We start from the raw sequence: 11,659 nt of genomic DNA, 5'->3' as shown, positions 1-11,659 counted from the left end.
GCGCGATTTCACACCTTTAAGGCGAGTGAACCCCGCGGGCGGCCACGTCGCGGCTGTGGTTTTCAGCTCGGTGCGGCAGGTCGAGGCCCGTCAGTTCCCCGGCGTGATCCGCCGCGCCCCGATGCGCCGCGCATCCGCAGGGGCGGGCACTGCGTCAATCGCGCGCAGAAAGCCGTTGAATTCCGGCGTCAGCCGCGTCGCCTGTTCGCCCGCCGCAATCACCGCGTCCACCTGTGGCGTTTCCAGCCGCAGGCGCGTGGGGATTTCGTTCAGATCGTCGCGCTGGTCGTTGTCCAGCACCTCGAACGACACCTGCCCCACGAACAGTTTCACGTCCTTGCAATCCCAGCCCGCCAGCGACCCGCGCAACGCCCGCACCCGCGCGGCAGACAGGCTGCACCGGTAGTCGATCAGGTCGTCGGCATATTGGTCCAGCGTCAGCCGCAGCACGTCATAGCCCACACGCGTCGCCGCCCCCATGGACGAATTGGCAATCGCCATTCCCAGCTGCACCCCGCCCGGACCGCGCAGCCGCTGGTTCCATTTGTAATCCTGCTGCACGCCCGCGTTGGCCACCAGAAACAACATGCGGTTGACGCGTACGGCCTGTTCCTCGGTCATCGGGCCGTAAGCGGTCTGCGATTTCACCCGCGCCACCGACAAACCCGTGGTGCCGAAATTGTCGGTGATCGCGCCGTCCAGCAGCTTGACCAGCTTGATCTTGTCCGGGTCGCGGTAGGTTTCCAGCGCCTTGCCATAAGCCCGCAGCGCCGAGGTGCTTTCGGGATTGAACCGCGCCGCGGTCAGCCAGTCGGGTTCGGAATAATCGCAGCCTTCGCGGTGCGCGGCCAGCGTGATCGGCGCGAACACCAGCGGAAAGGCGGCCGAGGCGGCAACAGCTTCGGACACGGGCAGATCGGCCAGATTGGAACACAGCGCGTCAAAGGTTTCCTGCGAGAACAGGAACGGCGTGTTGTTCGCCACGTCCGAGGCGTTGATCCACGTCGTCGCATAGCCCTTGGCCCACAGGTCGCGGAAGGTGGCCTTGTGCAGGATGCTTTCATCCAGGAACCGCGCAAAGGTCTTGCGCCCGTTGGCCCCGCCCGACAGCCCCTTGACCAGCGTCACCGGGTTCCACACGGCGGTGGCCATGTATTTTTCGGCGTTCTGGATCAGGTATTGTTCGCGGTAGACATCCAGCCCCCGCGGCCCGTGCAGCCCGTAATAGGCCGCCGTGACCGACCCGCCCGACACGCCGGTGACCAGCCGCACATGTTGCAACAACCCGTCGGGGTTTTCCGCCGTGCGCGTGGCATCGCGCAGCGCCTTCAGCATCCCGTAAGAAAACGCCGAGGCCCGCGTGCCGCCCCCGGAAAAGGCCAGCCCGATGAACACGTCGTCCCGCCCCATCAGGTTGCCGCCGAATGCGGGTTCCTGCACCGATCCGGGGTCGGCCAGATAGGGGTTGATCGGCGGGTTCAGCGCCGAGCAGGCCGCAAGAACCATGGCGCAGAACAGCGCCGTGCAAAGCCGGATATGAATCATTTCAGGCGCCCCCAAGCGCATGTGGAAAATGGATTAAGCAGCTATTCCTGCGTGGAAAAATGCAAGGCTTCGACTTCGATTGCAAATCCTTTTTCGGTGGCGGGCGCACGCGGGATCGCCCCGTGGCGCAATGCAATCGCCCGCACCAGCGACAGACCCAGCCCGTGCCCCGGTTTCGACCCCGTGTCAAAGCCGCGTGCAAAGGGCGTGAACAACTGTTCGCGCAACGTCGCGTCCACCCCCGGCCCGTCGTCCTGCACGCGCAGGCGCACCTTGGCCCCGTCGCGACGGACGGTGACGGCGATGGTGTCGCCGGGGCGGGTGTATTTCAGGCCGTTCTCGATCAGGTTGGACAGCAGTTGTGCCAACAGGTGCTCATCGCCCAATATCTGCGTGTCAGGGTCGATTTGCGTGGTGATCCTGCGCCCCTCTTCCTCGGCGACGGGCTGGTACAGCTCGACGATACCGGCGGCGATCTGGCCCAGATCGACGGGATGCAGCGTGGTGGTATTGCCCGCCTCGGCGTCCATTTGCGCGATGCTCAGCAGGCTGTCGAACAGGCGGATCGTGGCGCGGATCTCGTCGTCCAGCCCCGCGCGCGCCACCGCGTCCAGATCCAGCGCGTCCAGCCGCGTGCGGATGCGGGCCAGCGGTGTGCGCATTTCGTGGGCCACCGCGTTGCCCAACCGTTGATGCGCGTCGAACAGATGCGCGATGCGTGCCAGCATGGCGTCGATGTGGTCGGCCAGTTCGGCGTGTTCCGACCCGCCCTCGCGCGGCATCCGCAGGCCCAGGCCCCCTGCCCCGCCGACCTGCGCCAGCGCCGCGTTCATCCGCGCCGTGCGCCACTGTGCCTGCCGCGCCACGCCCCATGCGGCGGCCAGCCCCGCGACCAGCATCGCCAGGCCAAAGGCGGCAAAGACGCGGCGCATCTGGGCCAGCGTCTGTTCCACCGGCAACAGGCTGACCCCCACCAACAGGCCAAAGCCGCCGCGCAAGTCCTGCGCACGGGCCAGATAGGGGCGCCCGTCGATCTGGACCTGCTGCGCGGTGTCCTGCACCGCGATGCCATCGGGCCAGCCGTCCAGATTGCCCGCCAGCACCGCGCCCGCCCGGTCGGTCAGCACATAGACGCTGCCCGCAGGGTCGCCGCGCGTGCTGCGATAGGCGATCGCCTCGCGCAGGGCGACGATGCGGCGCTGGTCATAGAGGGCGGCAAACCCCTGCGCCTCGGCCAGCAGGCGGGTCTGCACAGCCTCGACCAGCCGCGCGCGCAACTGCGATTGCAGCACCAGCACCCCCGCCACCGCCATCACCAGCGGCACCAGCGCCACCAGCGCGACCGAACGGAAGGTGCCGTTCCTCATGCCCCGTCCGGCCCGAACCAATAGCCCGCCCCGCGTGCGGTGTGGATCCACGCGCGGTTGGTGTGCTGTTCCAGCTTGCGGCGCAACCGGCCCACATGCACGTCGACCACATTGGTTTGCGGATCGAAATGCAGGTTCCAGACGTGTTCCAGCAGCTGCATCCGGCTGAGCGGGGTGCCTGCGTGGGTGGCGAAATACATCAACAGTTCGAATTCCTTGGGCGACAGGGGAATATGATCCTGTCCGTGATGCACCGTGCGCGCCTTGACGCGGATTTCAAGCCCGTCGAACACCAGAAAATCGTTGTCCATGGGCTGTGCCTTGGTCCGGCGCACCAGCGCGCGGATGCGGGCGCGCAGCTCCTCGGGGGCAAAGGGTTTGGCAAGGTAATCATCGGCCCCCCGGTCCAGCCCGTGACTGCGGTGGCCTGCGTGCGCCAATGCGCTGACCATCAGGATCGCGCCGATGGTGCCCGCGTGCCGCAGTTCGGCCAGCATGTCGATGCTGTCGCCGTCGGGCATCATCCGGTCCAGGATCGCCAGCGGGAACTGCCCCGTTCGCGCGGTGGCAAGCCCTGCGGCGCATGTCGTCTCTAACACGGGGGTATAGCCCAGTTCGCTACATGCCTCGGCCAATGCGCGGGCCATGTCGGCGTCGTCCTCGACGATCAATATTCTGCCTGCCTCAGTCAAAGCTGACCACCTCCATGTCCAGCACGTTGGCACCGCTGGCCAGACGCAGCGCCGGGCCGTCCTCCCACGGGTCCAGCAGGTAATGCCGCGTCGCCCCGTCCGGCAATGAGATGCGCAGCAAGACCGCGCTGTCAAAGGTAAAATTGCGGGTCCAACCGTCGGGCAGATCGGTAATGGCGGTGCCGTTGATCGCGACGATCCGGTCGCCCCCCGTGAGACCTGCAAAGAACCCTGCGCCCTGATTCACAACCGCGCGGATGGTGCCGTCGGGGTCCAGAACCAGCCCCATGTCGGTCAGCTTGTACTGATCGCGGCGCTGGACCTGTTGCGGGGTGGCGGGGGTGATGTCGGATTGGACCACGACACGCGAAACCACCAGTGTCAGAGCCTGATTTCCCCGCTGCACGCCCAGCCGCACCTCTGCGCCCCCCTGTGCCAGCGCAAAGGCCAGATCGCCCGGCATGGTGATCGCATGATCATCCACCATGGTCAGGATATCGCCCGCCTGCACCCCTGCCAGATCGGCGGGTGTGTCGGGCTGCACCTGTTCCACCAGCGCGCCGGTGCCGTCATAGCCCAAGGCCGCCTTGATCCGCGGGACCAGCGGGCGCAGTTGCACGCCCAGCGGCGGATGTTCGGGCAGTGGGCCGCGCGCCACAAAGTCGCTTACGTCCGCCACCGGCACGGCGTAAGCGATGCCGACAAAGAACCGCGAACCGTCACTGATACGGGTGTTTATGCCCAGAACGTCGCCTGCGGCATCCACCAGCGGCCCGCCGCTGCTGCCCGGGTTGACGGCTGCGGAATGTTGCAGATAGCCCACGGGCTGCGTCGAGTCGATCTGGCGGGACAGCGCCGAGACGATCCCCTGCGTCAGGGTAAACGCCGCCTCAAGCGGGGCGCCGGTGGCAAAGACCCCCTGCCCGACCGCAACGCCGGACGCAGGCTGCAACACCGCATCGTGCGGCGTGGCCAGTTGCAGCACCGCCAGATCGCGCAGCGGGTCCACGGCGATCACCGTGGCGTCGATGCGGGTGCCGCCTTGGGTCACGACCACCACCTGCGCGGCCTTGCCGACCACATGGGCGTTGGTCACGGCGCGGTCATTGCTGCCAAAGACAAAGCCCGAGCCGAGGAAACGGTCCCGCCCGTCGGCGCTGCGCAGCATCAGGGTGGCCTCCAGCACGTGGGCGGCGGCCTGTGGGGCCATCTGGGCGGTGGCAAAGCGGGGCACTGCCGCCATACATATTAAAATAACAAGCAATATCAGACGCATATACAATCTTTCATCAATCTGCACAAACCCTAGACCGGAAATCGCCCCCGTACATGTGAAAAATGCCGTCATGAAAATTCGCCCGCTTGGCAGGTCGCGCATGCATCGCTAACTTTGACTTAATTCCAGACCAAAACCTATTTTCAAGGATGTTCCCATGACCCGTTTCACCACCCTGACCGCTGCCCTGATCCTGTCGGCCCTGCCCGCGCTGGCCGCCGACCCCGCGCCGCTGAAACAGGCCGAAGCCAGCCGCGTTATCTATGACACTGGCGTCGCCACCCGCGATCCGCTGCTGGTGCTGGCCGCCGCCAAGATGCGCCGGGGTCTGGGCCTGTCCCCCACCGACCGCATGGCCGAGGATGGCACCCCCGGCGACGGCGCGCTGGATGCCGATGCGATGCTGGCCACCGCGCGGGATCTGGCGGCAGGCGACGACATGATGCTGGGGTTGATCGACGACGTGGCATCCGAAAACACCAAGGGGGTGGTCAGCGGCCCGGTCTACAACAACGCGCGGATCGGCGGCGGCCAGACCGACACCTATCGCGCCGTGCCCTTCGAGGGCGGCACCTATGCCGAGATTTATGTCGAGGCCAAGGGCAGCAACGACCTGAACCTGAAGGTCACCGACGCTCAGGGGCGGCTGGTCTGTTCCGACACCGATTCCAGCGCCATCGCCTATTGCGGGTGGAGCCCGCGCAGCACCGGCGATTTCACCATCGCGGTGCAGAACGCCAGCGGCAGCAGCGCCGATTATGCGCTGATCACAAACTGATGGGCCGCGCTGTGTTGCGCCCCGCGCTGACCGCCCTGAGCTTGCTGGTGCCCCTGCCCGCGCTGGCCGAAAACTTTGCGCTGCTGATCGGCGCGTCGACCTATGACAACCTTGAGGAACGGTATTGGCTGCAAGGACCTGCGAATGACGTCGCCTTGGTGAGGACCTATCTGACGGACAGCGCGCCGGTGCCCTTTGCCGCCGACAACGTGACCGTTCTGGCCGATGGCGTCGAGGGCGCGGGGCGCCCGACCTTGCAAGGCATCCGCGACGGGTTTGCCGCCATGGCGGCGCGTGTGGGTCCGGGCGATTTTGTCTATTTGCACTTCTCGGGCCACGGCACGCAGGCCCCCGCGCTGCACCCTGAAACCGAGGAGGACGGGCTGGACGAGATGTTCCTGCCCGTCGACATCGGGGCGTGGGACGACAGCGTCGGCAGCGTCGAAAACGCGCTGGTCGATGACGAGATCGGCGTGCTGATCGGCAGCCTGCGGGCCAAGGGCGCGACCGTCTGGGCGGTCTTCGACGCCTGTCATTCCGGCACCGTCACCCGCGCCGCCCCAGCGGACGGCGAGGAGGTGCGGATGCGCAAGCTGGACCCGTCGGCTCTGGGTGTGCCTGACAGCGCGATGGCCGACGCCGAGGCGACATCGCGCGCCCTGCCCGACCCGCGCGCGCGCCCTGCCAGCCCGGTCGAGGGCGGCAATGGCGACGGCGCATTCATCGCGTTTTTCGCAGCCCAAACCACCGAGACGACGCCGGAAAAACGTCTGCCCCGTGGCGCGCCCGGACGCGTGTCGCAGGGCGTGTTCACCTATACGATTTTTGAAACCCTGGCCGAAAACCCCGGCGTGACCTATCGCCAGTTGGGTCAGGAAGTGCTGCGCAAATACGCGGTGCAGAACCTGGCCCTGTCCACCCCCATGTTCGAGGGCGATCTGGACGGCTATGTGTTCTCGGGCGAGGCGGGCGAGCAGATCCACCAGTGGCCGGTGCGCGAAGGGGCCTTTGGCCTGACCCTGCGCGCGGGGCAGTTGCAGCACATCGCCGAGGGCGAGATTGTCGCGCTGCTGCCCACCGCCGCCAGTGCCGTCAGCGATGCCGTGGGCTATGCCAAGGTGACGTTCACCGACACCTTCACATCCGAGCTGGAGCCGGTCGCGCACGCGGGCCTGCCGGCGCTGGATGTCGCGGAGCTGCCGAAAGGCAGCTATGCCCGCAAGCTGGCCGATGTGGTCGATTTCACCCTGCGCGTGGCGCGCCCCGATGGCGATGTGCCGGCGGTGGTGACGGCCACGCTGGACCTGCTGGAACAGGACGCGGGCGGGCGGCTGGTGCTGGTCCCTGCGGGGGCCGATGCCGACGTGCGGCTGGCGGTGATGCCCGACAGCACGCGCCCCGATGCAATCTGGCTGTTGCCCGGCACAGGGTATTTCGAGCCGTCCAAGGCCGCGCAAACGCCTTCGGTCGGCACCACCGACCGGCAGCCCGCCGAGGTGGCCGCGCTGATGCAGGATTCACTGGAACGGATGGGCCGCGCGATCAACCTGCTGCGGATGGGTGGACAGTACAGCGACACCGACCTGAACGTGGACCTGCGCCTGCAAACCAAGACCCGCCAACAGCGGGACCTGCGCGATCTGGACACGGTGGCGGTGCCGGTGCTGGTGCCCGACGATCAGGTGCATGTGCTGGCGCAGAACAACGAGGCGTTTCCGGTGGATGCCAACGTGCTGCACATCGGGTCGGATTACGCGATCACGCATTTCTACAGCGGGCGGCTGCAACCCGGTGACACGCTGAAAAAGGGGCTGTTCCGCATCACTGACGAGGCCTTTGGCCGCGACCGCGTGGTGGTGATCCTGACACCGGCCGAGCCACAGTCCGCCATCGAGGATCTGCGGTTTCTGGGACAGTCCGCGGTCGAGGTGATGCGTGGGGGTGCCGCGCAGGACAGCAGCTTTGCTGCGTCGCTGCGCAATGCCGGTTTCGGTCAGGTGACGCGGGGGGCCGTCGCGCTGGAGGACGACAGCGGTCCGGCGCCTGCGATCCTGCAATTCGACATCGACACGGTGGCGGGAAACTAGGCGGGCAGGGGGCGGATTTGGGGAAATTGCCCATGGGCAATTTTTGCCCGTCGCCCCCCTGAAACCAAAAAGTTGCCCATGGGCAACTTTTCAGTGAGTCAGCTTTTCTTGCGGTCTTCCATGAATTTATCCAGCGCCATCTGCAAGGCGCCGTCGGATATGTCCGCGTCAAATTCCAGCGTCACGATGCGGCCCTTTTTGCGCATGGTCACCGGCTTGTCCGCCATGTGGCGCCGGAATTCCTTGCCACCCACGGGGCGCGGTTTCGGCTCGGTGGCAGGGCGGGCCGCGCCCTTGAGCCGTTTGATCACCTCGAACCCGTCCAGCGTGGTGCCGCGCGCCTGTTCGCGGATGATCGCGCGGGCTTCTTCCAGCACCAGCTGACCGGTTTCGGGCCGCGCCAACAGCGGTTTCAGATCGCGGGCATGGCGTTCCTTGATGTCGCGGATCGAGGTGAACGCCTTGACCACGTCGCCGGGCAAATCCGCCAGCGCCAGATAGCGCGAGAGCCACGGCGGGCTGACCTCAAGCCGGGCCGCCATCGCCTTTTGCTTGCCGCCGTAATAGCGTTTGATCGCGTCGGCGTAGTCAATCGCGCGCTCGTAATCCGAGATGTCCTCGCGGTCGCGGTTTTCGATGTCGGCCAGGCGAAACGCCTCTTCGTCGGTCAGGTCGCGCACGTCGATCAGGTATTTGAACTGGGTGTAGTTGTTCGCCCGCAGCCAGCTGACGGCAAAGTGCCGCCGCGCGCCGCAGATCACCTCGTAGGTGTCGCCCTTGCGGCGCACGATTGCGGGAAATTCCTGACGGCCCTGCGCGCGGATACCGTCGATCAGGTCGCGGCAGTTTTCTTCGCTCAGCAGGTCATAGGCGCGGTTGTGGCGGTCCCACATCACGCAATCGGCGGGGTCGACCCAGCGCAGGGTTTTCTCCTCGATCTCGCCGGTGACGTGATCGGCGATGGTGGTTGACCGTTTCAGGAAACGGCTGCCGCGTGCGACTTCGGCGGCGGGGGCGGGTTCCGGTGCGTCGAGGTTTCCCAGAACATCATCATACAGGGCGTCGTGTTTCTTGCTCATAACAGTCCTTCCTTGCGCAGATCGGCGTGGTGGCTGGGCCATGTCTTGCGGATCAGCAATTCGATCTCGCGGTTGACAGAATCCAGATAGGCCCGGCAGCGTTTATGTGTCTCTGTGCGGGTCGCAGGGCCTGTTATTTCATAGACCGTGCCCAGGTCGGCGGCGGCGTTGTCGAACTCGGCGCTGTCTTTCAGAACCGCGCTCATCATGTCCATGGGGAACACCGCGTCCATCATCCGCTTGATCGCGGTGTGGGCCGATTTGTTGTCGTTCATCTTGGTGGCCAGAATGCGCAGGAACGCATAGTCGCGCGGACCACCTGCGGCGGCCAGTTCCTTGAGCGTGGCGCCCATCATCTTCAGGAAATGCGCGGTGCTGCCAAAGTCGATGTTGTTGGGCGGGGCCGGGATCACCAGCGCGTCCGCCGCACGCAGAACCGACAGCGACAGCATCCCCAAGGCAGGGGGCGGATCCATCAGGATCACGTCGAACTGGTCGCGGATCGTGGCGATGCCGTCGCGCAGACGGTCCAGCACAAAGGACTGTTCGCGCACCATCCGTGCCGCGAATTCGTATTCGGCATCGTAGAGCCCCAGGTTCGCGGGGATCAGCGCGATGCCCGGCCAATAGGTCGCCCGCAGCGCATAGTGCAGCGAGGTCGGGCCGCCGTGGCGGAAGAACGGGTAAAGCGTATCCTCATCCTCGTCCACGTCCACATCGGGGTTCAGCCCGAACACTGATGTGGTGCTGGCCTGGCTGTCACAGTCGATCACGCAGACGCGGTAGCCTTTCAGCGCCAGATATTGCGCCAGATGGCAGACGACGGTGGATTTGCCGACGCCGCCCTTGAAGTTCTGAACCGCCAGCACCAGCGCCTCGTCAGTCTCGGCGCGGTGGGGCAGGGTGCTGAACAGCGCGCGCATGCGGTTGATGTCGGCCAGCTCGTATCCGGTGCGCCGGCCGGTTTCGGGGTCCTTGTCCGGCATCGGCAGACGGCCATCGTCCTCGGCGTCGCGAATGGCCTTTTCGCTGCGGCCCACCATCTCGGCGGCGCGGCGCACGGGAAACCGCAGGTCCAGCTGTTTCTCGGTGCCGGGGGCATAGATGCGGTCGCGCAGCCGGCCGATCACGGTGTCGGCGCGGCGGGCGAGGTTTTCAAGGTCTTCCAGACGGACGCGGGGAAGGGCAGGGTTGTCCATGATGGCTCGCAATACAATGAGGATGCGCCGAATCATGAACCCTTGGGGCTGGATGGTAAAGTGCGAAGTTTGACGGAACATGCCCAAAAAACCGCAAGCTGGGGGTTCTGCCGTCAAAGAGTGGAAGTTTACGCGTATCACCAGCCCAACACCGTCATTCTACAGGGGTTTGGGCACGGTGCACCCGATTTGTAAGCTTTGCGTTAGCGGTGCGTGCGGTGATCTGTCGGAACGCGCAACACCCCACAAAAATCAAATATGAAAAACCCTGTCTGGTTCTGGATTCTAATAGTTCTTGTTCATGGCCTGTAATGCACTGGAAATACACGAAAAACAGTCACTACGCTTACATATCGGGGCCGCTTGGCTTACGGTTCGGGGTGGCGGGCCTTACGTCTGGGGGCCTGTCCGCTTACGGATCGGGGCGGGCCCAAAGCTTACTTTTCGGGGGCGTCCCAAGGGGGTGAAAAATGCCGTTTTTTCTGCAACAATATCAGCGTGATGCGAATCGGGTGGGTGTTTTGCCCCGAATCAAAGCTTACGTTTCGGGTGATTTACCAAAGCGCCCTTTCGTGATAGCTTACACGACAACAACTACAAAAGTAAGTTTGAGCAGGTAAGTCCAATGGCGAAGGACGTGAAACCCAAACCCGTTCGCACGGTCGAAGCGCGGCCCAATGCCGACACGCTGGTGAAACCCGGCGAGCTGGTGGACCTTGTCGAGGTCACACCGCTGACGCTGGCCGACCGGCGTATCTACAACCAGCTTCTGGAGAACGCGTGGGATGCCATCGACAAGCCGGTGACCCATGTGATTTCCAAGGGCGACCTGCGCGGGTCGCACAATTCCAACGACCGGGTGGGCGAATCCATCGAGCGGCTGATGGCCTGTATCGTCAAGGTGCGCATCACCCGCGACGGTGCGCCGGCCATCGAGCGGGTGCAGTTGCTGGGCGGGAACATCGAATCCAGCCGCCGCGACGGATTGTTCGAATATGAAATCCCCACGCGTCTGCGCAAGATCATCAAGGACAGCACGGTGTTCGCCCGCCTGCAACGCGAGGTGATGTTTGCGCTGTCATCGAAATATGCGCTGACGCTGTACGAGATGATCCAGAAACGCGGCAAGCTGCGGTGGCGGTCGTCGGAACGGTTCAGCCTGGAGGACCTGCGCGGGATTCTGGGCGTGCCCAAGGGCAAGCTGACCTCGTGGTCGAACCTGAAGCTGCGGGCGATCGAACCGGCGCTGGTCGAGGTCAACGCGCTGAGCGATTACGTGGTGTCGGTCGAGCCGATCAAGACCGGGCGGCGGGTGACCCATGTCGAGCTGCGCTGGTGGGCCAAGGACGCCAGCGGAACGGCGACGGCGGAGCGCGAGTTGCAGTTTTCCAAGGTCGGGCGCAAGCAGCGGACCCAAGGCGACACGGTGCCCGCACGGCCCGGCTGGCTGGAGGCGCGGGGGCAGGCGCTGCGGTCCGAGACCTACGAGACGGCGCGGCTGCGCCATCCGGGGTTTGATATCTACCACGTCGAGGGGGAATGGCGGGCATGGGCCAGGGACCGCGCACCGGCAACAGACCCTGACAAGGCGTTTCTGGCGTTTTTCAGGACGTTTGCAGAGCGGAATCCGCTTTGA

At 65.2% G+C, this 11,659-nt stretch carries 9 protein-coding genes; 3 read left to right on the top strand and 6 right to left on the bottom strand.

Annotated elements, in window-relative coordinates; genetic code table 11:
• Positions 1–90 precede the first annotated feature (90 nt).
• From DSM107133_RS24500 to DSM107133_RS24485, 4 genes are read right to left on the bottom strand one after another with little or no spacing between them, the layout of a single operon-like run.
• A complete protein-coding gene (locus DSM107133_RS24500; RefSeq protein WP_162791980.1) occupies positions 91–1,545 on the bottom strand; it encodes a patatin-like phospholipase family protein in 1,455 nt (484 codons plus the stop codon).
• Positions 1,546–1,586: 41 nt separating this feature from the next.
• Positions 1,587–2,912, bottom strand: a complete 1,326-nt coding sequence (locus DSM107133_RS24495; protein WP_114292488.1) for a HAMP domain-containing sensor histidine kinase — start codon at positions 2,910–2,912, stop codon at positions 1,587–1,589.
• The gene (locus tag DSM107133_RS24490; RefSeq protein WP_114292489.1) at positions 2,909–3,604 is read right to left on the bottom strand and encodes a response regulator transcription factor; all 696 of its coding nucleotides are present in this window, start codon (positions 3,602–3,604) and stop codon (positions 2,909–2,911) included. The genes DSM107133_RS24495 and DSM107133_RS24490 overlap by 4 nt, the downstream gene beginning before the upstream one ends.
• Positions 3,597–4,847 carry a trypsin-like peptidase domain-containing protein gene (locus DSM107133_RS24485; protein ID WP_162791981.1) on the bottom strand — a complete coding sequence of 417 codons (1,251 nt, stop codon included), beginning with the start codon at positions 4,845–4,847 and terminating at the stop codon, positions 3,597–3,599. The genes DSM107133_RS24490 and DSM107133_RS24485 overlap by 8 nt, the downstream gene beginning before the upstream one ends.
• A gap of 190 nt (positions 4,848–5,037) precedes the next feature.
• On the opposite strand from DSM107133_RS24485, the gene DSM107133_RS24480 reads away from it, so the two are divergent.
• Together DSM107133_RS24480 and DSM107133_RS24475 are read left to right on the top strand one after the other, a co-directional pair.
• Positions 5,038–5,658, top strand: a complete 621-nt coding sequence (locus tag DSM107133_RS24480) for a hypothetical protein (protein ID WP_114292491.1) — start codon at positions 5,038–5,040, stop codon at positions 5,656–5,658.
• A complete protein-coding gene (locus tag DSM107133_RS24475; RefSeq protein WP_114292492.1) occupies positions 5,658–7,745 on the top strand; it encodes a caspase family protein in 2,088 nt (695 codons plus the stop codon). Before DSM107133_RS24480 ends, DSM107133_RS24475 begins: the two co-directional genes overlap by 1 nt.
• A gap of 98 nt (positions 7,746–7,843) precedes the next feature.
• Here the strand turns inward: DSM107133_RS24475 and DSM107133_RS24470 are convergent, their stop codons facing one another.
• Positions 7,844–8,824, bottom strand: coding sequence for a ParB/RepB/Spo0J family partition protein (locus tag DSM107133_RS24470; protein WP_114292493.1), 981 nt, complete (start codon positions 8,822–8,824; stop codon positions 7,844–7,846).
• On the bottom strand, positions 8,821–10,023 hold the full coding sequence (locus DSM107133_RS24465) for an AAA family ATPase (RefSeq protein ID WP_114292494.1): 1,203 nt from the start codon (positions 10,021–10,023) through the stop codon (positions 8,821–8,823). Before DSM107133_RS24465 ends, DSM107133_RS24470 begins: the two co-directional genes overlap by 4 nt.
• Positions 10,024–10,648: 625 nt before the next feature.
• Between DSM107133_RS24465 and DSM107133_RS24460 the strand changes: the two genes are divergently transcribed.
• A complete protein-coding gene (locus DSM107133_RS24460) occupies positions 10,649–11,659 on the top strand; it encodes a RepB family plasmid replication initiator protein (RefSeq protein ID WP_114292495.1) in 1,011 nt (336 codons plus the stop codon).

It is taken from the genome of Pseudosulfitobacter sp. DSM 107133 (genome assembly GCF_022788695.1).
GTDB lineage: Bacteria > Pseudomonadota > Alphaproteobacteria > Rhodobacterales > Rhodobacteraceae > Pseudosulfitobacter.
The sequence above is the reverse complement of the archived record's forward strand: the minus strand, read 5'-3'. Positions and strand labels throughout refer to the sequence as shown.